Raw genomic sequence first — 23,516 nt, 5'->3', positions numbered from 1 at the left:
GCTACCGTCCGCTCAGCCTTGGAGCCTTTCAGCGTGTCCCTCAAAGCCCTGCGCACCTTGGTGACCATCGCTCGCCACGGCACCTTTGCCCGAGCGGCCGATCTGCTCAGCCTCACCCCTTCAGCCGTGAGCCTGCACATCAAGAGCCTCGAAGACGAGCTGCAGGTCAGCCTGTTCGATCGCAGCCGGCGCCAGGTGGTGCTGACCGAAGCCGGCCAGCTGGCAGTGGCGCGCGCCGAGGGCATCCTCGGCGCCTATGACGAATTGGCCGACGCCTTGGCCAGTGGCCCGAGCTTGCGCGGCCGCTTGCGCCTAGGGGCGATCCACACCGTGCTGGCCCGGCGCCTGCCCAAGGCGCTGCTGTGGATCAAGACCCATCACCCGCAGCTGCATATCAGCGTCGCTTCAGGCATGTCGGCGGAACTGGCGCGGCGCGTCGAAGACGGCGAACTCGATGCGGCGATCACCACCGAGCCAATCAGCCCCTACCCCCAGTGCCTGGTCTTCACACCCTTGTTCGCTGACCGCTTCTGGGCCATCGCCAGCCCTGAACTGGCGGGCCAGAGCCTGCCAGCGCTGTTGGCCAGCCAACCGTTTTTGCGCTTTGACAAGCGCGCCTGGGCCGGGCGACAGATCGAACAGGAGCTGCGCCGCCAGCACCTGCAAGTGAGCGAACAGATGGAGCTGGACAGCCAAGAAGCCCTGGCACGCATGGCGGTGATGGGCCTGGGGGTGGCGATCATCCCGATGGCCGACGAAGACCTGCAACGCTTACCAGCGGCCACCTGCCTGCCCTTTGGCGAGCCGCAACTGACGCGGCGGGTGGTGCTGCTGGAACATGAAAAAAGTCAGCGGCGCCACTTGAGCGCCGTATTGAAGACGGCACTGGAGGCCTGACCCAAGCAGACCGTGCATTTATTCTCAACGGTCACTGAAGAAAACAACGTTTTTCCAAACCAAAGCGTCCCCGTAGGCTTTAGCGATACCCGACTACGGAAGGCCGACCATGCTCCACCTGCTGCTGACCACGCTGTTACCGATCATCCTGCTGATCGCATTGGGCACCTTTCTGCGTGTTCGCGGTTTTCTTGCCGACACCTTCTGGCCCGGTGCTGAACGCCTGAGCTATTACGTGCTGCTGCCGTCGCTGTTCCTCCACGGCCTGGCCACTGCCAACCTCGACGGGGTGCCGGTGCTGGGCATGGTCGGTGTGCTGATGCTCTCGACCCTGCTCGGCGCCCTGCTGTTGGTGCTCTACCAAGGTGCGGTCAACCATGACGGCGCCGATTTCACCTCGGTATTCCAAGGTGGCGTACGCTTCAACAACTACATCGGCGCTACCCTGGCCGCTGGGATCTATGGCAGTGCCGGCATCGCCCTGGCGGCGGTGGCCAATGCCGCCATCGTGCCCTTGGTCAACCTGCTGTGCGTCCTGGTGTTCGCCCGTTTCAGCGCCCGCCACAGCTCACCGGCCACGGTGTTGCGTGCGATTTTCGCCAACCCGCTGATCGTTGGCTGTACCGGCGGCCTGCTGCTGCGGGTCACCGGGCTTGGCTTGCCCGCAGGGCTTGAGCCTACCGTCAAGGCCCTCGGCCAGGCCGCCCTGCCCCTGGGCCTGCTGTGCGTGGGCGCGGCCCTGGGGGGCGCCCGCGTCGGCCAACAGGTGCGCCCGTTGATGGCAGCCTCGGCATTCAAGTTTCTGGTGATGCCACTGACCACCTGGGGCCTGTGCCGCATCCTTGGCCTGAGTGGCCAGGCGGCAGTGGTGGCCGTGCTGTTCCAGGCGCTGCCTACCGCATCCTCTTCCTATGTGATGGCCAGGCAGATGGGCGGCAACGCCCCGCTGATGGCCACCATCATCGCCCTGCAGACCGTGGCCGCTGCCGCAACCCTTCCTTTGGTGCTAATGCTTACGCTTGGCTAGACTGTGATTCAACCCACAGTTCGGAAGCTCGGCCATGCGCCTTTCGTGGATGCTGATCGGTTTGACTAGCGCCCTGCTTGCAGGCCCAGTGCACGCAGTTGACACGGCCAAGGCCGCCGTCGCCGAAGACAAGGCCGAAGTGCTTGAGGAAAAGGTGGTGGAGGATGCCCCACCACCGAAAAAGGCCGAGACCATCACCCCGGGCGAGGTGAAGGCCGTGGACCCGGCCGGCAAGTCGCCGCTGGACGACAGCATCACCTGTCTGGCCCGTACCATCTACTGGGAAGCCAAGGGTGCCGATGCCAAGGACATGACCGCAGTGGCCAGCGTGGTGCTCAACCGCCTGGGCCACGATGGCTTCCCAGACACCATCTGCGGTGTCGTCAAGCAGGGCGTGGAGACCAAGGCCTGCCAGTTTTCCTGGTGGTGCGACGGGCGCTCCGATCAGGTTGAAGAGGCGCAACGCTACGACATCGCCAAAGAGATCGCGCGCAAGGCGCTGAACCAGCAGCTCAAGGACCCCACCGGCGGGGCGCTGTACTTTCACGACCGCAATGTGCACCCGCAGTGGGCCAAGGCCTACCGCAGGACGGCCGAGACCACGCACTTTCTGTTCTACAAGCCTCATCAGGCGCTCGCCCGTTGAGCGGCGCTGTCAGAAGTCAATCGAGCCAGAGAACTTGACCAGGCGCGGGTCGCCCTGGGTCAGGTAGCCGCCGTTGGCGGAAGCCCAATAGTGCTTATCGGTGAGGTTTTCCACGTTCATGCGCAGGGTGACCTCCTTTTGCTGCACCTTGAAGCGGTAGCGTGCGCCCACATCGAAGCGGTTCCAGGTCGGCAGGCTGAGGGTGTTGGCCGGGTTGGCGTACTGCCCCCCGGTACGTAGCATACGGGCGTTGAGCGCCACGCCCTGCAAGCCAGGCACGTCCCAATCGACGCTGGCGTTCAACTGGAAGGTCGGCACCCCGACCGCATGGTTGCCGTCATCGGCCCCGCCCTGGGTGTTTTTCAGCTCGGTGTCCATGCGCGTTCCGCCGGCCATCAAGCGCAGCCCCTGCACCGGCTCGCCGAACACACTCAGTTCGACGCCCTTGTTGACCTGCTCGCCATCCTGGACGAATACATCGCCCTGAACAAAACCGTCGGTGGGCCGCTCGATACGGAACAGCGCCAGGTTGGCACCGAAGGTCTGGTAGTCGAGCTTGACCCCGGCCTCGACCTGCTTGGTCTTGGCCGGCGGGAACACCTCCCCGGCATTGATCACCTGGCCCGATGCAGTCGCCCCTTGCGCGAGCCCTTCGATGCGATTGGCGTACAGCGAGATCGACGGGTTTACCTTGTAGACGATGCCGTAGACAGGCGTGGTGACCGACTCATCGTAGAAGGCGTTGCGGCCAAGGTCCGGCCCCTCGCCGTCATAGGCATAGCCTTCGACGCGCAACTGCTGGCGCCGCACGCCGACGGTGACCAGCAAGGTATCGTCGAACAGGCCCAGCGTGTCGGACACGGCAAGGCTGCGGTTGCGCGTCTTGCCGGTGACCCCGGGGTCGTCCAGCTTGCCACCGGTGAAGGTGGGGGTGGTGGGCTTGGGCAACGGGTCGGTGTTGTAGAGGTTGGTGGCCTGCGAATTGTAGAAGACGAACGCGTTTTCTTGCTGGGTCCAGATGCTGGCAGCGCCGAGGTTCACCTGGTGGCTGACCGGGCCGGTCTGCAAGCGGCCGTTGATGCCGCCCATGAAGGTGGTGTTGTCTTCGTTATGGGGGATTTCCGAACCGCCGATGGTGGCAGCACCGCTGGCGGCGTCAGTGAGGACCGGCGTGCCATAAAAACCGTTTTCGTGGGTGTGCTTGACGCCACCCGCCAGGTAACCGCTCCAGTTGTCGTTGAAGTCGTAATCGCCGCGGACCATGCCGAAGGTGTCTTCGGTCTCGGTCCAGGCCCAGTCCTGGCCATAATTATGGTCGGCATCCGGCGCCCGGGGGATATCGCTCAGGCCAGCCCCCAGGCGCACCGAGTTGCGCATATGGTTGACCCGCTGTTTCTGATAGCCGATGTCGGTAGACAGGCGCAGCTTGTCGCCACGGTAGTCGAGGCCGACGATGAACAGCTTGCTGCGTTGGTCCTGGTCGTCGACTGCGGTTTCGCCTTCACGTTGCGACAGGTTCAGGCGCACGCCAAAGCGATTGTCCTCACCAAAGCGCTGGCCGAGGTCCAGGTGCTCACCCAGGCGGCCATCGCTGCTGATGTCCTGGGTGTAGCGGCGGGTCGGCGTATCGCCGGCACGCTTGGGCTGCAGGTTGACGTTACCGCCCAGGCCAGTACCCGTGGGGCTGGCGCCGTTGAGAAAGGCGTTCGGCCCCTTCAGCAGCTCGACCCGCTCCACGGCATCGGTACTGATCATCTGCCTGGGCAGCACGCCATACAGGCCATTGAATGCCACATCATCCCCGTTGAGCGGCAAACCCCGGATGACGAAGACCTGCGACTGGTTGCCGAAACCGAACGACTGGCGCACCGACGGGTCATTGAGCAGTACATCGCCGATGTCCTCGGCTTGCTGGTCTTCGATCAACTGCGAGGTGTAGCTGGTCATGGTGAACGGCACATCCATCATATCCTGGTTGCCCAACACGCCCATCTGCCCGCCCCGCGCAACCTGCCCCCCGGCAAAGGGCTCCGGGGGCTCGCCCTTGAGCTTGGCGGACTCGGCATTGATGGCGGTGGCGTCCAGCTGGATAACGCCGTCAGCCGCCTGTGCGGTAACGGCGACGGAACAGCAGACAGCGAGAAAGGTCGATTGATACTGACGGGATCGTGCCATGCAAGGCGCCTCGATAGGGGATGGGGCCTTCCTGGCACAGTGAAGCTAAGAGCGATTGAGTCTTGTTTCTAGCCGAAATTACGAATGATTACCAAGTGATCGCACTTTTGGGGCGACCAGTGGTCTACTCCCTCTTTTGCCGCCTGCAACGATTGCCGGCGTTTTCATTGCTTTACACGATACCGGGCCAAAAACCCTGGGCTTGTGTAGGATGAGCAGCGCTTACCACGACGCTGCCAGTCATAGGGAGATTCACATGCGCGTCCTGTCATCTGTTGCCGCCTTGTCGCTGGGCCTGGTCATCTCGACCGGGGCCTTCGCCGTGACTGGCGAAGAGGGGCAACTGATCGATTCGATCAATGCCTACCGCAGCAAGGCCCAGCCTTGCGGTGGCGAAGCGTCGCTGGAGCTTCCCCCCCTCAACAGCGACACCCGCCTGGCATTGTCCCCCGAGGGCACCCGCGACTTGCAGCAGGCCATGACCCGCGCTGCCTACCCGATGGTCAACGTGCAGGCGATCAGCCTCTCGGGCCCGCGTGATGCACAAGCAGCCATGCATGCCATCGAAGAAAGTTTCTGCCAAGTGGTGCTCGACCCGCAGTTCGTCGATATCGGCGTCAGCCAGGAAGGCCGCGACTGGCGCATCGTCCTCGCCCGCCCGTTGCTCAGCGGGCGCCTCGGTGACTGGCAAGCCGAGGGGCAGAAGGTGCTGCAGGAAATCAACGCTGCGCGCAAGTTGCCGCGCCAGTGCGGCGGCCAGCCCTTTGCTGGCGCACCGGCGCTGACCTGGAATACCACCTTGGCCGGCGTGGCCGCCGACCACACCCGGGCCATGGCCAACCAGAACTTCTTCGACCACATCGACAAGGACGGCCGTACCCCCGGCGATCGGGCGGAGCTGGCCGGTTACCTGTATCAGCAGGTCGGCGAGAACATCGCTGCCGGCCGCGACAGCGCGCACAAGGTGGTCGACGGCTGGCTGGCCAGCCCTGGGCATTGCGCTACGTTGATGAACCCTGATTTGCGCGAGTTGGGGGCCGCCTATGCGGTGGACCCGAAGAGTGATGCCGGGATCTACTGGACGGCCTTGTTCGGTACCCCGCAATAAGCACCTGAACAGCCTGGGCGGCCTCAGCCAGCAGCCGCCCCGCTGCGCAGTTGCAACGCCGTACAGCCAAACCGCCGCCGCACGCACTTGCCCAGGTGGCTGGCATCGCCCAACCCGACTTCATCGGCAATCTGCGCCAGGCTGTGGCTGGAATTGAGCAACCGCCAGCGCGCCTGCTGCAAGCGCATTTCCAGCCACCAGGCCTTGGCGCTCATGCCCTGGCTGGCCAGGAACTGTCGATCGAGCTGCCGACGGCTGATGCACAGCTCTGCCGCCAGGTGCTCGACCGACAACGGTGAACCCAGGTGATGGCGCATCAACGCCAATGCGCGCTGAACCTGCCGCCCCTGCCCCGCCCCCAGCTCCAGCTCCAGCGAGCGCAAGGCGTGGCGGCTATCGCGCGTTTCGTCTACCACCATGTCGGCCAGGCCCTTCAGCGCTCGGGCTCGCCCACAGGCGCGTGACAACAGCTCCACGGCCAGGTCGACGGCCGCCGTCCCCCCAGCACAGGTGACGCGCCCGCCTTGAATGCAATAAAGCTGATCGCGCAGGACCTTCAGATGAGGGAACGCGGTACGGAACTCGGCCTCATGCCGCCAGTGGACCACCACGTCGTGCCCCTCCAGCAGGCCGCACGCGGCCAGTAGAAACGCCGCGTTATCGACACCCACCAGCTTGACGCCAGCCTTGGCGGCCCGTTTCAGCAAGCCCTTGTAAGACGGTGCCAGCTCGGCGGTGGCCATGGCGTTGCGGCCGCCAAACAGCACCAGGTAATCGTACTGCTGCAGGTCGAGCTGTTCGGCGATGGCCTCTACCTGCACCACCACGCCACTGCTGGCGGGCACCGGCTCGCGGGTCAGTCCTGCCAGGGTCCAGCTGCAGTAGCGCTGACGGCTGTAGTCTTCGTCATCGGCGCTGAAGCGGAGCTTGTCGAGAAACGCCCCGAACGGCAGCAAGGCGAATTCTGGCAGCGGCACGATCAGCAGGCGGATATCAGGGGGCATCGCAGGGCGTCCGGATTGAACCATATAATGTCCAGATAATACCCTCTAAAAACGTCGTCGTAGCCTAGACTGGCGCCCTGTGAACCTACAAGGCATTACCCATGGCACTCGACACTTGGCTTATCTACCTGCTGGCCAGCATTGGCCTGTCGCTGACCCCAGGCCCTAACAGTTTGCTGGCCTTGACCCACGGTGCACTGTATGGCGCGCGCCGCACCCTGTTCACCATCGTTGGCGGGGTATGCGGCTTCAGCGCCCTGATCGCCCTGGCGATGTTCGGCCTCAGTGCGTTGCTGCAAACCTCTGCATCGGTGCTTGGCATCCTCAAGTGGGTGGGTGGCGCCTACTTGGTCTGGCTGGGTGTGCAGCTGTGGCGCAGCCCGGCGCTGCACCTGGAGGTGACCCAGCGAACCCCGCGCTTGAGCAATGCGAGCCTGTTCCGTCAGGGGCTGCTGTCGGCCATGGCCAACCCCAAGGTGCTGTTGTTCTATGGCGCGTTCCTGCCGCAGTTCCTCGACCCCCAACGGGGGCTGTTGCTGCAGTTCGTGGTGATGGCGGCGACCTTTGCCAGCGTGGAGTTTGTGGTCGAGTACCTGCTGGCACGGCTGGCGTTTCGCATTCGGCCCTGGCTGGCCAAAGGCGGAAAAGGGTTCAATCGCTGCTGCGGGACTTTGTTCGCCGTGATTGGCGTGGCGTTGCCCCTGAGCCGCTGAGTGGCCGTTTGTAGGAGCGGCCTTGCGTCGCGAAAGGGCTGCGCAGCGGCCCCAGATTTCAGCTTCGCCGCATAGATTGTCGGGGCCGCTGCGCAGCCCTTTCGCGACGCAAGGCCACTCCTACAAACCCCGCCGGGCCTGGATGAGGAACACGATCAACGCCACCCCAGGCAACCCGGCGCCCACCAGCGCTACCCCGTGCCAGCCGAACTGGGCAAACAGCGCACTGGCCACCGCCGAGCCCAACGCCCCGCCCAGAAATGTTCATCTGCACCGCGAAGTCCAACAGCACGCCTGTCAGCGCCAGGCCGATCACGCTGAATCCAGGCGAATGTAGGAGCGGCCTTGCGTCGCGAAAGGGGCGCGTAGCGGCCCCAGATTTCAGCTTCGCCGCATAGATTGTCGGGGCCGCTGCGCAGCCCTTTCGCGACGCAAGGCCGCTCCTACAAACCCCGCCGGGCCTGGATGAGGAACACGATCAGCGCCACCCCAGGCAACCCGGCGCCCACCAGCGCTACCCCGTGCCAGCCGAACTGGGCAAACAGCGCACTGGCCACCGCCGAGCCCAACGCCCCGCCCAGAAAGATGCTGGTCATGTACACCGCGTTCAGCCGCCCACGGCTTGCCGGGTCCAGGGCATACACTTCACGCTGGCCTATGACCATGTTCATCTGCACCGCGAAGTCCAACAGCACGCCTGTCAGCGCCAGGCCGATCACGCTGAAGCCAGGCGAAGTCAGCCCGATCAGCAGCGCCACCGGCGCCAGCAGCAAGGCCGCCAGCGAACCGGCACGGGCATGCCCGGCATCGGCCAGGCGCCCGGCCAAGGGCGCGGCCACAGCGCCCACCGCACCGACCAGAGCAAACAGCGCGATCTGGCTCTGCGACAGGCCGTACTGCCCTGCCAACGCCAGTGGCACCGCGGTCCAGTACAGGCTGAAGGCCGCGAACATCAATGCCTGATACAGCGAACGCTGACGCAGCACCGGATAACGGCGCAGCAGCGCGATCAGCGACATCATCAGCGCGGCATAGCTGGCCTTGTGCTCGGGCACTCGCCGCGGCAGGGTCAGGGCCAGCAGCACGATGATCGCCAGCATCACCCCTGCCGCGCCGATGAACACGGTTCGCCAGCCGAAATGGTCGGCCACCAGGCTCGACAACGGCCGCGCCAGCAGAATGCCCAACAGCAGCCCGCCCATGATGTTGCCGACCACACGCCCACGCTGCTGCTCGGGTGCCAGGTGCGCCGCCAGCGGTATCAGCATCTGCACCGCCACCGAACTGAACCCGATCAACAGCGCATAGCCCAGAAACAGCTGGCCCTGGCCACTGCCGCTGGTGCCTGCCAGTAGCAGGCTGATGCAGGCCAGCACCGCAGTGGCGATCATCAGCCGGCGGTTTTCCAGCAGGTCGGCCAGCGGTACCAGCAACAGCAGGCCCAGCGCGTAACCCAGCTGGGTCAGGGAAACGATCAGGCTAGCGTGCTCGTTGGAAAGCCCCAGGTCTGGCGCGATCAGCCCGACGATGGGCTGGGCATAGTAGATATTCGCGACGATGGCGCCGCAACAAAACGCCAGCAGTGTCACCAGGGCCCGGCTCAGGCCGATGGCCGAGGGCTGCTCTGCAGCTAGGGAGGGGTTCATGCGATGTGCCTCGACAAGGGACGGAATATGCCACACACCTTACCCAGGCGTGCCGCAGGCGAGAATCCGGCCAGCACGCAACAGGGCTTTGCACCCTGCGCAACGCTGGTGTTTCAGGGGGCCAGCAAGCCTTCACAGAAGCCGATGAACGCCTGCACCCGACGCGAGCCGCGGTGGTTGGGCAAGTACAACGCATTGATGCTGTCATTGGCGGTGCCGGGGCTGACCTGCCAATCAGCGAACACGCGCTGCAGCGCGCCGCCAGCCACATCCTCACGCACCAGCCAGTCGGCCAGCAGGGCAATCCCGCTACCCGCCAGCGCGGCTTCACGCAACAGGTCGGCATTGGCGCTGCGCAGCGGCCCGCTCACGTCCAGCTCCAGCACCTGCTGCCCGCGGGACAGGCGCCAGGGGCGAGCTTTTTGCCCATAGCGAAAACGCAGGCAGGCGTGCTCCATCAACTGTTGCGGGTGGGCCAGCGTTTCGCGACCGCGCAGGTAGGCGGGGCAGGCCACCAGCCAACGCTCGAACCGACCCAGAGGGCGGCACACCAGCTCATCATTCGGCGCAGGGTCGCCCAGGCGGATCGACAAGTCGTAACGGCCATCGAGCAAGTCATCCAGGCGATCGCTCAGGTCGATGTCCAGCTCCAGGGCCGGGTGCCTGGCCAGAAACGCCCCCAGGTGCGGCGCGATCACCCGGCGCCCGAATTCCACTGGCAGGCACAGGCGCAGTACGCCGACCGGCTCCTCGCCCCGGTCGGCGACACTGGCATCGGCTTCGTCCAACGCTTCGAAGATGCCCCGGGCACTCGCGTAGTAGCGGGCGCCCGCCTCGGTCAGGCTGACCTGGCGGGTCGAGCGATTCAACAAGGTCGCCCCAAGCTCCGCCTCCAAGGCATCGACCAGGCGTGTCACCGACGATGTCGCCAGCCCGAGCTTGCGCGCTGCTGCAGAAAACCCCTGAGCATCGACGGTCGCCGCGAACATCTTCATGGCCAGGAGTTTGTCCATTTTTCGTCCATCGTTAAAAACTCGGAACGGTCCTACAATCTAGTGGGCGGGTCAAGAAGCGCGCGGCCCGGCAATCACGTCCATAGTGGAAGCACCTCCCTTTGAACGAGATGACACATGGTGCCCCTCAACGTGCTCAGCCCCCTCCCGCCCTGCGAACCGACCTCTGCCGAGCGGGTCGACGAGCTGCTCAGCCGCCCCGGCGTGCGGATAGAGCGCATTGTCTCGAGCGGCCAATGCAGCCCGCCGGGGTACTGGTACGACCAGGCCGAAGGTGAATGGATCGTGCTGCTGAGCGGCGCAGCCGGCCTGCGCTTCGAGCATGAAAAGCATACCCGGCTGCTGGAGCCTGGCGATTGTTTGGACATCCCGGCGCATTACCGCCACCGCGTGGAATGGACCGCACCCGGTACCCCGACTGTCTGGCTCGCGGTGTTCTACAGCAGCACCAACCCGTGGCCCGACTGAGGCTGTGCGGTGCAATCGGGGCCTGCAGGTGCTGCAGGCTTTCGCGGGTAGCGACTCGACCAAAGTATGAGTACCGATTGCATAGCCCGCATGAACGCCTTGTTTACTGCAATTTTCAGCGCCTGATCTAAACTTTTGCCGACACCTTGGCAAGTTCAGCCCTGCGACAATCAGCCTCACAAAACTTTGTACTAACTTGTTAATTAGCTTGCTAAGGGCTTAAACTGCGCACATTCCACCTGCTGAGATCCCTGGCATGAAAGAAACACCGCGCGCCTCTGGCGCCACAACCCTCATTCTGGTCGGCCTGGGCGTTATCGTAGCCCTGCTCGGCCTGCTCCTGGCCGCTGGCGGCATCAAACTGGCCGGCCTCGGCGGCTCCTGGTATTTCCTGGTCGGCGGGCTGGCCATGGCCATCGCCGGTATCCTCATCGCCCGTCGCAAGGTCGCTGGGGCCTGGCTGTATGCCGTGTTCCTGATCGGCACCGCGATCTGGGCACTGATCGACGCGGGCCTGGTGTTCTGGCCGCTGTTCTCCCGCGTGTTCATGTTCGCCGCGATCGGTATGGTGGTGGCGCTGGTCTACCCGCAGCTGGTCCGCGCCAACGGCGGCACCACCGGGCGTGGCGCCTACGGCATCGCCGGTGTGCTGGCGGTGGCGCTGGTGGTTGCTGCAGGCAACATGTTCGTCGCCCACCCAAGCGTCGCCCCTACCGGCAAAGGCCCTGGCATGACCCCGGTCGAAGCGGGCAAGGAGCAGAAGGACTGGGCCCACTACGGCAACACCGAAGGTGGCAGCCGCTTCGCTGCGCTCGACCAGATCAACCGTGACAACGTCAACAAGCTGAAGGTGGCCTGGACCTACCACACCGGTGACGTCGCCATCAGCGACGGCAACGGCGCCGAGGACCAACTGACCCCGCTGCAGGTTGGCAACAAGGTGTTCATCTGCACCCCGCACAACAACCTGATCGCACTCGACGCCGACACCGGCAAAGAGCTGTGGAAGAACGCAATCAACGCCCAGTCCAAGGTCTGGCAGCGTTGCCGCGGCATGGCCTACTTCGACGCCACCGCGCCGCTGGCCCAACCGACCCAGCCGAACAGCTCGCCGATTGCCGCGGCCACTGTGGCGGCCGGTGCCAACTGCCAGCGCCGCTTGCTCACCAACACCATCGACGGCCGCCTGATCGCAGTCGACGCCGACACCGGTGAGTTCTGCCAGGGCTTCGGCAACAACGGCCAGGTCAACCTCATGGCCGGCCTGGGTGACGTGCCGGACTCCTTCTACCAACTGTCGTCCGCACCGCTGATGGCCGGTACCACCGTGGTGGTTGGCGGTCGCGTTGCCGATAACGTCCAGACCGACATGCCAGGCGGCGTGATCCGTGGCTTCGACGTCATCACCGGGGCCATGCGCTGGGCGTTCGACCCAGGCAACCCGGAAGACCGCAACGCCCCGGCCGACGGCAGCAGCTACGTGCGCAGCACCCCGAACAGCTGGGCACCGATGTCCTACGACCCGGCCATGAACACCGTGTTCCTGCCGATGGGTTCGTCGTCCACCGACATCTATGGCGTTGAACGCAACACGCTGGATCACACCTACGGTGCGTCGGTACTGGCGCTGGATGCCACCACCGGCAATCAGAAATGGGTCTACCAGACCGTACACAACGACCTCTGGGACTTCGACCTGCCGATGCAGCCAAGCCTGATCGACTTCACCAAGGACGACGGCAAGACCGTGCCTGCGGTGGTGATCGGTACCAAGGCCGGGCAGATCTACGTGCTTGACCGTGCCACCGGCAAACCGCTGACCCAGGTCGACGAAGTACCGGTCAAACCGAGCAACATCCCCAATGAGCCGTACTCCCCGACCCAGCCGAAATCGGTAGGCATGCCTCAGATCGGCGCGCAGACCCTGACCGAATCGGACATGTGGGGCGCTACCCCGTATGACCAGTTGCTGTGCCGCATCGACTTCAAGAAAATGCGCTACGACGGACTGTACACCGCGCCAGGCACCGACCTGTCGCTGAGCTTCCCGGGCTCGCTGGGTGGCATGAACTGGGGCAGCATTTCCACCGACCCGGTGCATGGTTTCATCTTCGTTAACGACATGCGCCTAGGCCTGTGGATCCAGATGATCCCGTCGCAGAACAAAGGCGATGCCGCTTCGGGTGGCGAAGCACTGAACACCGGCATGGGCGCCGTACCCCTCAAGGGCACGCCTTATGCGGTGAACAAGAACCGCTTCCTGTCGGTTGCCGGCATCCCCTGCCAGGCACCGCCGTTCGGCACCCTCACCGCCGTCGACATGAAAACCCGCCAGATCGCCTGGCAGGTACCGGTCGGCACCGTCGAGGACACCGGCCCGCTGGGTATCCGCATGCACCTGCCGATCAAGATCGGCCTGCCCACCCTGGGCGGCACGCTGTCGACCCAAGGCGGCCTGGTGTTCATCGCCGGCACCCAGGACTTCTACCTGCGCGCCTACGACAGCAGCAACGGTAATGAAGTGTGGAAGGCCCGCCTGCCGGTAGGCAGCCAGGGTGGCCCAATGACCTACGTTTCGCCGAAAACCGGCAAGCAGTATGTGGTGATCACCGCCGGTGGCGCGCGTCAGTCGACTGACCGTGGCGACTACGTGATTTCTTACGCACTGCCATAAACCGCGTCACCCCCCTCGCTGGCAAGCCGGCTTCCACAGGCCCTACACGGAACCTGTGGGGGCCGGCTTGCCAGCGATGAGGCCCTGAAAGATCAATCGAGACCCCGCAATGCCATCCGCAATTCGCATCACGTCTTCCCTGCTGCTTGCCTTGGCCAGCAGCAGTGCCCTCGCCGACGGCGACCTCATGAACCGCAGCACGATGACCGGTGACTGGGGTGGCCTGCGCCATCAGCTCGAAGAAGACGGCGTCAAGTTCACCGGCGACTACAGCGGTGAAACCGCCTACAACGCCCACGGCGGCCTGCACCGTTCGGCCCGTTACTCGCAGAACCTCAAGCTTGGCGTGCAGTTCGACCTGTCGAAACTGTATGGCCTGGAGAACGGCGGCAAGGTTCAGTTGACCATCAACGACCGCCGCGGCAACAGCGCCTCGGAAGACCTGGTGGGCAACCGCCTGCCGATCCAGGAGAACTTCGGTGGCCTGTACACCCGCCTGACCGAACTGAGCTACGAGCGCACCCTGTTCACCCCGGCCCTCAACGTCAAGCTCGGCTACATGGCCATGGGCAACGACCTCGGCGGCCTGGACAGCGGCATTCTGTGCAACTTCATGAACGCCGGTTTCTGCGGCCACCCGCTGAACATGTCCGGCGGCAGCGGCTGGACCAACTACCCCAACGCGCACCTTGGCGTGCGGGTCAAATACGACCTGTCACCGTCCTGGCAGCTGCGGGTGGCGGCGTTCAACGTCGACCCCGAAAGCAACGGCAACTCCAGCCGTGCCTGGCACCTGGGGCCCAAGCACACCACAGGCACCGTGGTGCCGGTGGAGCTGGTGTACAAACTGCAAGGCGAGCTGCCAGGCGAGTACAAGCTGGGCTACTACTACGACAGCTCCGACGTGAAACGTATCGGCAGCGACAAGGACGTGTCCGGCCGTGGCGGCCATTACGTGTTGATCGACCAGGCCGTGTGGAACGACCAGGGCTCGCCGGGCCGCAGCCTGCATGCCTTTGGCCAGTACTCGGCATCGAGCAAGGCCGCTTCGCCGTTCACCAAGTGGTATGGCGCTGGCGTGGTGCTGTACAAGCCGTTCGAAGGCCGCCCGCGCGATACCGTGGCCCTGGGCTATGGCCGCGCCGTGCCCAACCCGCGCAGCCGCGATGTGCTGGAAGACGCCGCGTTCGACGCAGGCCAGCAGTTCCCGGACATCGACAGCGCCGAACAGTTGATCGAACTGAGCTACGGCTACCAGGCCACCCCTTGGCTGAACCTGCGGCCGGATGTGCAGTACATCATCGAGCCTGGGGCGTTTTCGGGCAAAGCCATCGACAATGCGTTGGTCGTCGGTTTGCAGGTCAAGGCGACGTTCTGACCTAATTGGCAGTGACATCCTGGGGCCGCAACGCGGCCCCCGTTTTTCAGCCCTGCCGCAGGTAATCCACCAGCCGCAGCAACATGGCATCACACCCCTGCAACTGCTCGACACTGACAAACTCGTCCGGCTTGTGACCCTGCTCCATACTGCCAGGCCCGCAGACCACCGTCGGGATTCCCGCCTGATCGAACAGGCCGCCTTCGGTACCGAACGCTACCGTGCCGAACGCTTGCGAACCACTGAGCAACGCCACCAGCTGCGCCGCCTCGCTGTCAGCCGGCGTGGCCAGCCCCGGGTAGGCACTGAGTGCTTGCAGGCGGATATCGGCGCCCTCGTTGACGGCGCGCATGCGCGGCAGCAACTCGGCCTCGGCGTAGCCCTGCAACTGGTCAGCCACGCCTTGCGCGTCGAAGCCCGGCAAGGCACGCACCTCGAAGTCGAACTCGCACTCCTCGGGCACGATGTTCAGCGCCCTGCCCCCCTTGATCACGCCGGTCTGCACCGTGGAGAACGGCGGATCGAAACGCACGTCATGCTGCTCGGGCTGCGCCAGCCCCTCACCAATCTCGCCCAGCTTGCCGATCAGGCGCGCCGCGTACTCGATGGCATTCACCCCATAAGGCGCATAGGCCGAATGGCAGGCCGCGCCATGGACCTGACAACGCATGGCCAGCTTGCCCTTGTGGCCTAGCACCGGCTTGAGCTCGGTCGGCTCGCCAATCAGGCACAGCCGCGGTTTATGGGGCCGCTGTTCAAGCGCCGCGAGCATCGAACGTACCCCCAGGCAACCGACTTCTTCGTCATAGGAGAACGCCAGGTGCAGCGGCATACGCAAAGGCCGCGCGAGAAACGCCGGGACCGCCGCCAGCACCGAGGCAATGAAGCCCTTCATGTCCGCAGCGCCGCGCCCGTACAAGCGTCCATCACGTTCGCTCAGGGCAAACGGCTCGACCGTCCAGGCCTGGCCGTCCACCGGTACCACGTCGGTGTGCCCCGACAGCACCACACCGCCCACGTCCTGCGGGCCGATGGTGGCAAACAGGTTGGCCTTGGTGCCTTCGGCGTTATGGAACAACTCGCAGTCCACGCCAAGACCCGCCAAGTAGTCACGGATGAAGCCAATCAGCGCCAGGTTGGAATCGCGGCTGACCGTGGCAAAGCCGATCAGCCGGGCAAGCAGCGCGCGGCTGGCGAACTCACTCATTCCCCGGTACCCCGTAGCTTGGCGCTGCCGTGGGGTCGAGGGCGCGGGTCACGTAGTCCTGCATCTGGGGGCGATAGGCCTGCCACAGGCCATCCAGTTGCCCGATCGGGTCCTCATCGGCCCAGTCGACACGCAGGTCCACCAAGGGCCAGGTCAGCTCCCCGGCAATCTTCAATGCCGCAGAGTGCACAGGGCCGGCCTCGCCCCCCGCCGCCATGGCCGCGTGCATGGCCGCCAGCAGGCGGTCGGCCAGATGCCCCTCGGCCTGTTCGAAGGCGTGCACCATGGCCTCGATCACCTGCCGGGAAGACAGCAAGTTACCGGCCGCAGCGCACTGCTCGCCCGCCACGGCATCATGTACACCCAGGGCCTGCTTTCCGGTGAACAGCGCAACTTGGCCATGGCTGTCGATCACCGTGACCTGGCGGTATTCGCTCCAGCCGTTGGCATTGAGCACCCGGTCCAGCGCAGCAGGCGGCAGCTGCCCCTGCTCCAAGGCATCGAGCAGCTGCGGCCCGAGGGCCGGCAAGGTGATGTTCTGGGTCGCGACCGCACCCACACCTGCACGTACCCAGGGGCAGCGTGCCCCTACCGCAATGCTCGACGAACTGATGGCGATACCGACCTGGCCGGTTTCCTGGCAGCGACCGATGATGGAGAAAGTCATGTCATGGCTCCTGTTGTTCTGTCCAATGCACGCCATTCTGGGTGGAAGCATCCAGCACGCGAAACGACCTTTTTCCGAGGGCTTGAGCAGGAAAAAACTAAGCCCCTCGCCCGCGCTGCGAAAAACCGCCAAAACACCGCTGCAAGCCACGCGAATCAAGGCCTTCGCCGTTTTATCGGCAAGCACCAGCTAAATACTATTTTCGCCATTTGTGCTGCATCCCTAGTCTGGCCCCAGGCAACGGCGGTCCTCCAAACCGACCTTACAAAAACCGCCAGAAAAGGGCTCGGACATGACTCTGAACAACATCGAAATCGACACCCTCGTCGTCGGCGCCGGCCAAGCCGGCGTGGCCATGAGTGAACACCTGAACAAGCTCGGCGTGCCGCACCTGGTACTGGAGCGCAACCGCATCGCCGAAGCCTGGCGCACCGGCCGCTGGGACTCGCTGGTCGCCAACGGCCCGGTCTGGCATGACCGCTTCCCGGGGCTCGAATTCAACCTCGATGCCGATGCCTTCGCCGGCAAGGAGCAGGTCGCCGACTACTTCGAACAGTACGTGCGCAAGTACAACCTGCCGGTACGCACCGGCATCGAAGTGAAGAAGGTGGTGCGCAACAGCGACCGCCCCGGCTTCACCATCGAAACCAACGAGGGCGTGATCCGCGCCAACCGCGTGGTCGCCGCCACCGGCCCGTTCCAGCGCCCGGTGATTCCGGCCATTGCGCCGCAAGACCCGCGTCTGCACCAGATCCACTCCGCCGCCTATTTCAACCCCGAGCAGTTGCCCGCAGGCGCCGTACTGGTGGTTGGGGCAGGCTCTTCGGGCGTGCAGATCGCCGAAGAACTGATGCGCGCCGGGCGCCAGGTGTACCTCTCGGTCGGCGCCCATGACCGCCCGCCGCGGGCCTACCGCAACCGCGACTTCTGCTGGTGGCTGGGCGTGCTGGGCGAGTGGGACGCAGAAATCGCCAAGCCCGGCCGTGAGCACGTGACCATTGCCGTCAGCGGCGCACGCGGCGGCCACACGGTGGACTTCCGCGCCCTCGCCCACCAAGGCATGACCCTGGTCGGCCTCACTCAGTCGTTCAGCGAAGGCGTTGCCCGCTTCCAGGACAACCTGGCGGACAACATTCGCCGTGGCGACGAGAACTACCTGGCCCTGCTCGATGCCGCCGACGCCTACATCGAACGCAACGGCCTGGACCTGCCAGAAGAGCCCGCAGCTCGCGAGCGACTGCCCGACCCAGAGTGCGTCAGCAACCCGCTGCTCGAACTCGACCTGATAAAGGCCGGCGTCAGCAGCATCATCTGGGCCACCGGCTATGGCGTGGACTTCAGCTGGTTGCAGGTCGACACCTTCGACGCCAACGGCAAGCCTCAACACCAGCGTGGCGTTGCCCGCGAACCGGGCGTGTACTTCCTCGGCCTGCCCTGGCTGTCACGTCGCGGCTCGTCGTTCATCTGGGGCGTGTGGCACGACGCCAAGCACGTCGCCGGCCACATCGCCACGCAACGGACCTACCTGGCCTACCGCGACAGCGATCAACGCGCAGCGGATGACCAGCAACAACCCACGATCAGCAACGTCAGCACCCTCGGAGCCCACTGATGCCTACCCATACCCGTATCCGCATGTTCAACACCAAGGTCACCTACCCCAACCAGACCCTGGACAACGACCTGTGCCAGGCAGTGCGCGCCGGCAACACCGTCTACGTACGCGGCCAGGTGGGCACCGACTTCGAAGGGCGACTGGTGGGCCTGGGTGACCCACGGGCACAAGCCGAACAGGCGATGAAAAACGTCAAGCAGCTGCTTGAAGAGGCAGGCTCGGACCTGTCGCACATCGTCAAGACCACCACCTACATCACCGACCCGCGCTTCCGCGAGCCGGTGTACAAGGAAGTCGGCAAGTGGCTCAAGGGCGTGTTCCCAATTTCCACCGGGCTGGTGGTGGCAGGCCTTGCCCAGGCCGAGTGGCTGATGGAGATCGATGTGATCGCCGTGGTGCCGGATCAGGCTTGAGCCACCGCCTGCGCACTCAGCCAGGCCTGCGTTACCCGCGCAGCCGCCGTTAGCCGCTGTGCCCCGTGCAACTGGGCTGACGGCACTTCCACGCTGAGGCTGACGCCTTTGGGCAAGGCTGCGAGCAACTGCACCAACGGCAGTTGCCCGTCGCCCGGCAACTGCCTGCCCTGGCGCGCTTCCTGGATGATGCCGCTCTCGGGTGGCGCCTGCAGGGGCGCATCGCATAACTGCACGGCCTGCAAGTAACGCGGGTCGATGTGGGCAAGGTCCGCCACCTGCCCCCCCGCGCGAAACAAGTGCAGGGCATCGACCAGCACACCGCTGTTGCCTTGCCCCGCCCCTGCCACCACGCTGTAGGCCTGCTGCACGGTCGCCACCGGCCGCCAGCGCATGAACTCAAGGTCCACGCGCAGGCCATAACCCCGCGCCAGCACGCACAAGGCCGCGAAGTGCCCGGTCAGCCGCGTGAAATCGGCGTCATCCCCCGACACCGTCAAGCTCACCGCCCCCAGCTCTGCACCTGCCGCCAGCAAAGGCTCGTAATCGGCGACCACCACCTCGGGTGTCAATGACACGAACTCGATGTCAGCGACCCGCACGCCCTCGCCCGCCATCACCGCCTTGAGCTCACGCAGCGCCTGGCTACCCGCCGCTTCCGGGTAAGCCAGTGCACCCGGCAGCACCGGATGCAAGCGCAGCCCCACCGAACTGAAGCCGGCACGGCGCGCCTCGCGCACCAGCACCGCAGGCGCCAGGTCCAGCGCCGTCAGGTGAGCGACGCCGAGGCCACTCAATAGGTCGCCCTCCCGCCGCTGAGGTCGAACACGAAGCCGGTGGTGAAACTGCACTCGGGCCCGGCGATCCAGCTCACCATGTTGGCGATTTCCTCTACCTTCAGGAACCGCCCCATGGGGATCTTGGCCTTGCTCGCGGCAATGTGCTCCGGGGTCATCTCGGCCATCAGCGGTGTTTCGACCATGGCCGGCGCCACGCAGTTGAGCAACACGCCATCCTGCGCCAGCTCCTTGGCCGCGGCCTTGGTGAAGGCGATCACCCCCGCCTTGGCTGCCGAGTACGCCGAGATGTATTGCACGCCATCCTTGCCGGCCATCGAGGCGACATTGACGATGCGCCCGTAGCCGCGCTCACGCATGTGCGGGATGGCGGTGCGGCAGCAATAGAACACGCCGTTCAGGTCAATGGCGATGACCTTGTCCCAGGCCGCTGGCGGGTATTCCCACGCAGGCACCACCGGGCCATTGATACCGGCGTTGTTGACCAGGATCTCGACCTGCCCGACCTGCGCCAGCACATGGGCGAAGGCCGCCTCTACCGAGGCCAGAGACGACACATCAACCGACTGACGCAGCACAGGCTCGAAACCCTGCTCGGCCGCGTCCCAGCCATCGACCGCGAGGTCCCAGATCACCACCTGGGCGCCGGCAGCGTGCAACCGCTGCGCAATGCCCAGGCCGATGCCACGCATGCCGCCGGTGACGATTGCAGTCTGCCCTTGCAGGTATTGGCTCATTGCTTTGCTCCATTATCGAGAGAGGGAACGTCTGGCAGGCGACGCAGGTCGCTCACCATGAACAGGTAACACAGCGCCCCCAGGACGGTGATCGACGACACGAAGACCAGGGCCCAGACAAACGAGCCGGTCATTGACACGATGATGCCGATGGTCAGTGGGGTGACGATGCCCGCCGCGTTGGCGAACAGGTTGAACAGGCCGCCACTCAAGCCCAGCAGGCCTTTGGGCGCGATATCGGAGACGATCATCCAGGCCAGCGCCGACATGCCCTGGGCAAAGTAGGCGATGCAGAGAATGGCGATCACCAGCGCGTCGGACTCGACATAGTTGGCCAACACAATCACCGAGGCCGTGAGCAGGCCGGCAATCACCGGCAGCTTGCGCGCCACGTTCAGGGAGTAGCCACGGCGCAGCAAGGCGTCGGACAACCAGCCGCCGACCAGGGTCCCCAGCGACGCGGCGATGAAAGGCAGCACTGCGACCCAGCCGACCTTCAGCCACGGCATGTGCCGCTCGGTCACCAGGTACGTCGGAAACCAGGTCAGGAAGAACACGTTGGTCGAGTTGCAGGCAAACTGCCCCAGGCAGATACCCAGCATGTTGCGGTGCTTGAGCAACGCCGGGATCTGCGACCAGCGGAACACCGTGGCTTTCTGGCCACCGTCGACCACGCCGCCGCCGGCGGCGATGTAGTCGAGTTCGGCCTGGTTAGCCGTGGTGGACTGGTGCGGTTCATGGTATTTGCGCCACCAGACCAGGCCATACAGGATGCCCATCAGCCCGACCGCCATCAGCAGAAAACGCCAGCCGTAGGCATGCAGCACCCAGAACAGCAGCGGCGTTAAAAAGGCCAGCCCGGTGTACTCGGCGAAGGTGTAGATACCGGTCGCCCTGGCCCGTTCACTCTGCGGGAACCAGGTCGCTACCACGCGGCTGTTGGTGGGGAAGCACGGTGCTTCGGTCACCCCCACCAGAAAACGCATGCCCAACAGCGACAGAAAGCCCTGGGCCAACCCCTGCAAGCCGGTGAACAGCGACCACAGCGTCAAGGCCAGCCAGTAGGTAAACTTGGTACCCAGCCGGTCGATGAGGATCCCGCCCGGGATCTGCGCCGCCGCGTAGGTCCAGGAAAACGCCGAAAAAATCACCCCCATCATCGCCGCATTCAGGCCCAGGTCGGCACTGATACTGGGCGCCGCAATGCCCATCACGCTGCGGTCGAGGTAGTTGATCATGGTGCCGCCAGATATCAGCGCCAGGATCATGAAGCGCGTGCGGGTGCGTTGTTGCAGGCGTGCAGGGGTGTCGAACACCCCCAAGCCGATGTTCTGCTCAGTGTTCATGACGGTTGCTCTCTTGTTATTGGAATGGCAAAGGGCGCTGCGTCAGGCGAACCCGAACAGACGTCGCGGCGTGTCCCACATGACCTTGCGGCGCAGTTGCGCATCCGGCATCAGGCGCTCGGCCAGTTTCAGCAAGGGCCCGTAGTCCACGCGCGCGCGCTGACGAATGAACGGCCAGTCGGAGCCCCACACACAGGCATCCGGGCCAAAGGCCTCGATCAGGGCATGGACGTAGGCACTGCTCTGCGCCAGCAGCGCATCGGCCGCGGCAAACTTCTGCATACCGGACAGCTTGACGCTGGCCCGGCCGCTGCCAGCCAACTGCAGCAAGGCCTGGAAGCCCGGCTGCTGGACGCCGGCGCGTACGTCTGGTCGGCCGCAGTGGTCGATCAACAGGCGTGCCGAGGTACGCTGCAGCAGCCCGCGCAACGCCAGTAACTGGTCTTCGCAGACCTGGACCTGGGCAAACAGGTCGAGCTCGGCGAGCTTGCCGAACAAACCGTCGACCGCGTCGAGGCTCGCCACCCCGTACAGCGCCGGGTTGAAAGCCACCCCGACCACCCCTTGGGCCTGCAGCGCGGCCAGCGCATCGAGGGTGATGCCAGGGTCGACCACCGCCACGCCCTTAAAACGCCCCTGCCCCACGGCCAGGGCGTGCAACAGGCAACGGTTGTCGGTGTGGTAGCCACTGTTGGGGCCTACCAGCAAGGCATGCTGCACACCGTAGGCTTCCATCACCCGGTTGAACTGCTCGAGGGTGGCGACCTCCTGCCCGGACGGTGCATAGGGCGCGTCGGGGTGATAGGCAAAGCGGGCGGGGTCAAACAAATGGTTATGGCAATCGATCTTGGGTTCGTCAAAGATGTTCACGCAGCACTCCCGTCAAGCGCCGCTGCGCTTGCCTGCAGATCTTGTTATTGTGCGCCGCAAAGGCGGCTCGGCTGGGTTCAAGATACTGCGTGCCCAGCGGATGCGCTCATACCCAGATGGCGAAGACCATAACCAAAGGTAATGCTCATGCCCCTCGACAACGAAGGCCCGGAAGCCCGCGCGCTGGTGTTCAAACTGCGGCACATGGAAGTGTTTCGTGCGGTGATGCTGACCGGGTGGATCAGCGCGGCGGCGAAAATGCTGTATGTGTCGCAGCCGGCGGTGAGCAAGTTGATCCAGTACATCGAGGGGCGCCTGGCGTACCGGTTGTTCGAGCGCATCAACAACCGCCTGGTGCCAACCCACGAGGCGCAGATTCTCTTTCGCGAAGTCGAGCGGGTGTATCAGGCGGCGCTGGAGGTCAATGAATGTGCGTTGTCACTGGCCAGTGGCGGCCATCGCAACCTGCGCATCTCCTGCAGCGCATCACTGTCGACCGTGGTCATCCCGATTGCGCTGGCCCAGCTCAAGCGCGAGTCGCCCTCGCTGAACATCGAGTGGCAAACCTCGCTGATGGGTGAAATGCCGAACCAGATCCTGTCGAAGAAGGTCGACCTGTCGATTGCCGCCTTGCCGGTGATCCACGATCACCTGCATTCACGGGCGTTCATGCGTGGGCGCATGGTGGTGGTGATGCCGCAGGAGCACGCCCTGGCGCGGCAGGCATCCCTGACCCTGGAGCAACTGCAAGGCCATGACTTGCTGCTGTTCAGGCCCGACATGCCGTTTGGCAAACTGCTGGCCGAACACATCCACCAGCGCGGCCTGCAGCTGCAATCATTGTTGTCGTTCACCAATGCCAACGAAGCCGTGGCCCTGGTCAAGCAAGGCATGGGGCTTACCCTGATCGACGAGTTCGTGGCGCAGGACAGCGGCTTGGCGGTGGTGCCACTGGCCGAAGAAATCCACTTCGACATCAGCTTTGTCTATTCGCGCTTCGAACCGCCCTCGCACTCGGCGCTGCACCTGATGCAGGTGCTGCATGCGCAGGCGTTGAAGCTTGGGCGTGGGGTTGCCGGGTTCGAGCTGCCTACCGCCTGAGGCAGAGAAGCGGC

Annotated in this window: 22 protein-coding genes; 12 read left to right on the top strand and 10 right to left on the bottom strand. The window is 64.7% G+C overall.

From position 1 onward, the window contains the following. The first annotated feature begins 33 nt into the window (after positions 1-33). From LJX93_RS11665 to LJX93_RS11655, 3 genes are all read left to right on the top strand, one after another. Positions 34-897, top strand: coding sequence for a LysR family transcriptional regulator (locus tag LJX93_RS11665; protein WP_033697437.1), 864 nt, complete (start codon positions 34-36; stop codon positions 895-897). 109 nt (positions 898-1,006) lie between these two features. Continuing rightward, the gene (locus tag LJX93_RS11660) at positions 1,007-1,924 is read left to right on the top strand and encodes an AEC family transporter (protein ID WP_033697436.1); all 918 of its coding nucleotides are present in this window, start codon (positions 1,007-1,009) and stop codon (positions 1,922-1,924) included. A 34-nt stretch (positions 1,925-1,958) separates the two neighbouring features. Then, complete coding sequence (locus LJX93_RS11655; RefSeq protein ID WP_033697434.1) at positions 1,959-2,570, top strand: cell wall hydrolase; 612 nt, start codon at positions 1,959-1,961, stop codon at positions 2,568-2,570. 9 nt (positions 2,571-2,579) lie between these two features. On the opposite strand, the gene LJX93_RS11650 is transcribed toward LJX93_RS11655, so the two are convergent. Next, positions 2,580-4,745, bottom strand: a complete 2,166-nt coding sequence (locus LJX93_RS11650) for a TonB-dependent receptor (protein ID WP_033697433.1) — start codon at positions 4,743-4,745, stop codon at positions 2,580-2,582. 256 nt (positions 4,746-5,001) lie between these two features. On the opposite strand from LJX93_RS11650, the gene LJX93_RS11645 reads away from it, so the two are divergent. Then, positions 5,002-5,853, top strand: coding sequence for a CAP domain-containing protein (locus LJX93_RS11645; protein ID WP_033697431.1), 852 nt, complete (start codon positions 5,002-5,004; stop codon positions 5,851-5,853). 23 nt (positions 5,854-5,876) lie between these two features. On the opposite strand, the gene LJX93_RS11640 is transcribed toward LJX93_RS11645, so the two are convergent. Further along, a complete protein-coding gene (locus tag LJX93_RS11640; RefSeq protein WP_227697213.1) occupies positions 5,877-6,857 on the bottom strand; it encodes a GlxA family transcriptional regulator in 981 nt (326 codons plus the stop codon). Between the two features lie 101 nt (positions 6,858-6,958). Here LJX93_RS11640 and LJX93_RS11635 point away from each other — a divergent pair, with 101 nt between their 5' ends. Continuing rightward, positions 6,959-7,570 (top strand): LysE family translocator, encoded by a 612-nt coding sequence (locus tag LJX93_RS11635; protein WP_156311090.1) that lies wholly within the window; start codon positions 6,959-6,961, stop codon positions 7,568-7,570. Between the two features lie 443 nt (positions 7,571-8,013). Here the strand turns inward: LJX93_RS11635 and LJX93_RS11625 are convergent, their stop codons facing one another. Together LJX93_RS11625 and LJX93_RS11620 are read right to left on the bottom strand one after the other, a co-directional pair. After that, positions 8,014-9,216, bottom strand: coding sequence for an MFS transporter (locus LJX93_RS11625; RefSeq protein WP_156311089.1), 1,203 nt, complete (start codon positions 9,214-9,216; stop codon positions 8,014-8,016). Between the two features lie 113 nt (positions 9,217-9,329). After that, positions 9,330-10,229 (bottom strand): LysR family transcriptional regulator, encoded by a 900-nt coding sequence (locus tag LJX93_RS11620; RefSeq protein WP_227697212.1) that lies wholly within the window; start codon positions 10,227-10,229, stop codon positions 9,330-9,332. 117 nt (positions 10,230-10,346) lie between these two features. On the opposite strand from LJX93_RS11620, the gene LJX93_RS11615 reads away from it, so the two are divergent. From LJX93_RS11615 to LJX93_RS11605, 3 genes are all read left to right on the top strand, one after another. Beyond that, on the top strand, positions 10,347-10,697 hold the full coding sequence (locus LJX93_RS11615) for a cupin domain-containing protein (RefSeq protein ID WP_095065112.1): 351 nt from the start codon (positions 10,347-10,349) through the stop codon (positions 10,695-10,697). 256 nt (positions 10,698-10,953) lie between these two features. Next, positions 10,954-13,371, top strand: a complete 2,418-nt coding sequence (locus tag LJX93_RS11610) for a glucose/quinate/shikimate family membrane-bound PQQ-dependent dehydrogenase (RefSeq protein ID WP_033697424.1) — start codon at positions 10,954-10,956, stop codon at positions 13,369-13,371. A 109-nt stretch (positions 13,372-13,480) separates the two neighbouring features. Further along, on the top strand, positions 13,481-14,749 hold the full coding sequence (locus LJX93_RS11605; RefSeq protein ID WP_033697423.1) for a carbohydrate porin: 1,269 nt from the start codon (positions 13,481-13,483) through the stop codon (positions 14,747-14,749). 46 nt (positions 14,750-14,795) lie between these two features. On the opposite strand, the gene argE is transcribed toward LJX93_RS11605, so the two are convergent. Then, on the bottom strand, positions 14,796-15,956 hold the full coding sequence (gene argE / locus LJX93_RS11600; protein WP_033697422.1) for an acetylornithine deacetylase: 1,161 nt from the start codon (positions 15,954-15,956) through the stop codon (positions 14,796-14,798). Further along, positions 15,949-16,623, bottom strand: coding sequence for a DUF1028 domain-containing protein (locus LJX93_RS11595; protein ID WP_033697421.1), 675 nt, complete (start codon positions 16,621-16,623; stop codon positions 15,949-15,951). Before LJX93_RS11595 ends, argE begins: the two co-directional genes overlap by 8 nt. On the opposite strand from LJX93_RS11595, the gene LJX93_RS11590 reads away from it, so the two are divergent. The 3 genes from LJX93_RS11590 (at position 16,622) to LJX93_RS11580 (ending at position 18,651) form a co-directional block, all read left to right on the top strand. Further along, positions 16,622-16,816, top strand: a complete 195-nt coding sequence (locus LJX93_RS11590) for a hypothetical protein (protein WP_152604624.1) — start codon at positions 16,622-16,624, stop codon at positions 16,814-16,816. The genes LJX93_RS11595 and LJX93_RS11590 overlap by 2 nt on opposite strands. A 99-nt stretch (positions 16,817-16,915) precedes the next feature. Then, positions 16,916-18,235 (top strand): flavin-containing monooxygenase, encoded by a 1,320-nt coding sequence (locus LJX93_RS11585; RefSeq protein WP_033697419.1) that lies wholly within the window; start codon positions 16,916-16,918, stop codon positions 18,233-18,235. After that, positions 18,235-18,651, top strand: coding sequence for a RidA family protein (locus LJX93_RS11580; protein ID WP_033697417.1), 417 nt, complete (start codon positions 18,235-18,237; stop codon positions 18,649-18,651). Before LJX93_RS11585 ends, LJX93_RS11580 begins: the two co-directional genes overlap by 1 nt. On the opposite strand, the gene LJX93_RS11575 is transcribed toward LJX93_RS11580, so the two are convergent. The 4 genes from LJX93_RS11575 to LJX93_RS11560 are packed head-to-tail and all read right to left on the bottom strand — an operon-like array spanning position 18,642 to position 22,401. Then, a complete protein-coding gene (locus LJX93_RS11575; RefSeq protein ID WP_033697415.1) occupies positions 18,642-19,448 on the bottom strand; it encodes a sugar phosphate isomerase/epimerase family protein in 807 nt (268 codons plus the stop codon). The two genes, LJX93_RS11580 and LJX93_RS11575, sit on opposite strands and share 10 nt — an antisense overlap. Beyond that, positions 19,445-20,185, bottom strand: a complete 741-nt coding sequence (locus tag LJX93_RS11570; protein WP_033697414.1) for an SDR family NAD(P)-dependent oxidoreductase — start codon at positions 20,183-20,185, stop codon at positions 19,445-19,447. Before LJX93_RS11570 ends, LJX93_RS11575 begins: the two co-directional genes overlap by 4 nt. Next, positions 20,182-21,531: an MFS transporter gene (locus LJX93_RS11565; RefSeq protein ID WP_050506041.1), complete on the bottom strand. Its 1,350-nt coding sequence runs from the start codon at positions 21,529-21,531 to the stop codon at positions 20,182-20,184. The genes LJX93_RS11570 and LJX93_RS11565 overlap by 4 nt, the downstream gene beginning before the upstream one ends. 42 nt (positions 21,532-21,573) lie before the next feature. Next, positions 21,574-22,401, bottom strand: a complete 828-nt coding sequence (locus LJX93_RS11560; protein WP_033697412.1) for an amidohydrolase family protein — start codon at positions 22,399-22,401, stop codon at positions 21,574-21,576. A 147-nt stretch (positions 22,402-22,548) separates the two neighbouring features. On the opposite strand from LJX93_RS11560, the gene LJX93_RS11555 reads away from it, so the two are divergent. Then, a complete protein-coding gene (locus LJX93_RS11555; RefSeq protein WP_227697211.1) occupies positions 22,549-23,502 on the top strand; it encodes a LysR family transcriptional regulator in 954 nt (317 codons plus the stop codon). Positions 23,503-23,516: the final 14 nt, after the last annotated feature.

This window comes from Pseudomonas sp. HN2-3, from assembly GCF_020691745.1.
Taxonomy (GTDB): Bacteria; Pseudomonadota; Gammaproteobacteria; order Pseudomonadales; family Pseudomonadaceae; genus Aquipseudomonas; species Aquipseudomonas capeferrum.
This window is presented reverse-complemented; position numbering and strand designations above follow the sequence as displayed.

What these genes read in the sequence shown, in the direction of transcription:
- LJX93_RS11660 (WP_033697436.1), top strand. Translation starts at nt 1,007, where the DNA reads ATGCTCCACCTGCTGCTGACCACGCTGTTACCGATCATCCTGCTGATC.
- LJX93_RS11655 (WP_033697434.1), top strand. Translation starts at nt 1,959, where the DNA reads ATGCGCCTTTCGTGGATGCTGATCGGTTTGACTAGCGCCCTGCTTGCA.
- LJX93_RS11650 (WP_033697433.1), bottom strand. Translation starts at nt 4,745, where the DNA reads ATGGCACGATCCCGTCAGTATCAATCGACCTTTCTCGCTGTCTGCTGT.
- LJX93_RS11645 (WP_033697431.1), top strand. Translation starts at nt 5,002, where the DNA reads ATGCGCGTCCTGTCATCTGTTGCCGCCTTGTCGCTGGGCCTGGTCATC.
- LJX93_RS11640 (WP_227697213.1), bottom strand. Translation starts at nt 6,857, where the DNA reads ATGCCCCCTGATATCCGCCTGCTGATCGTGCCGCTGCCAGAATTCGCC.
- LJX93_RS11635 (WP_156311090.1), top strand. Translation starts at nt 6,959, where the DNA reads ATGGCACTCGACACTTGGCTTATCTACCTGCTGGCCAGCATTGGCCTG.
- LJX93_RS11625 (WP_156311089.1), bottom strand. Translation starts at nt 9,216, where the DNA reads ATGAACCCCTCCCTAGCTGCAGAGCAGCCCTCGGCCATCGGCCTGAGC.
- LJX93_RS11620 (WP_227697212.1), bottom strand. Translation starts at nt 10,229, where the DNA reads ATGGACAAACTCCTGGCCATGAAGATGTTCGCGGCGACCGTCGATGCT.
- LJX93_RS11615 (WP_095065112.1), top strand. Translation starts at nt 10,347, where the DNA reads ATGGTGCCCCTCAACGTGCTCAGCCCCCTCCCGCCCTGCGAACCGACC.
- LJX93_RS11610 (WP_033697424.1), top strand. Translation starts at nt 10,954, where the DNA reads ATGAAAGAAACACCGCGCGCCTCTGGCGCCACAACCCTCATTCTGGTC.
- LJX93_RS11605 (WP_033697423.1), top strand. Translation starts at nt 13,481, where the DNA reads ATGCCATCCGCAATTCGCATCACGTCTTCCCTGCTGCTTGCCTTGGCC.
- argE (WP_033697422.1), bottom strand. Translation starts at nt 15,956, where the DNA reads ATGAGTGAGTTCGCCAGCCGCGCGCTGCTTGCCCGGCTGATCGGCTTT.
- LJX93_RS11590 (WP_152604624.1), top strand. Translation starts at nt 16,622, where the DNA reads ATGTCATGGCTCCTGTTGTTCTGTCCAATGCACGCCATTCTGGGTGGA.
- LJX93_RS11595 (WP_033697421.1), bottom strand. Translation starts at nt 16,623, where the DNA reads ATGACTTTCTCCATCATCGGTCGCTGCCAGGAAACCGGCCAGGTCGGT.
- LJX93_RS11585 (WP_033697419.1), top strand. Translation starts at nt 16,916, where the DNA reads ATGACTCTGAACAACATCGAAATCGACACCCTCGTCGTCGGCGCCGGC.
- LJX93_RS11580 (WP_033697417.1), top strand. Translation starts at nt 18,235, where the DNA reads ATGCCTACCCATACCCGTATCCGCATGTTCAACACCAAGGTCACCTAC.
- LJX93_RS11570 (WP_033697414.1), bottom strand. Translation starts at nt 20,185, where the DNA reads ATGAGCCAATACCTGCAAGGGCAGACTGCAATCGTCACCGGCGGCATG.
- LJX93_RS11565 (WP_050506041.1), bottom strand. Translation starts at nt 21,531, where the DNA reads ATGAACACTGAGCAGAACATCGGCTTGGGGGTGTTCGACACCCCTGCA.
- LJX93_RS11555 (WP_227697211.1), top strand. Translation starts at nt 22,549, where the DNA reads ATGCCCCTCGACAACGAAGGCCCGGAAGCCCGCGCGCTGGTGTTCAAA.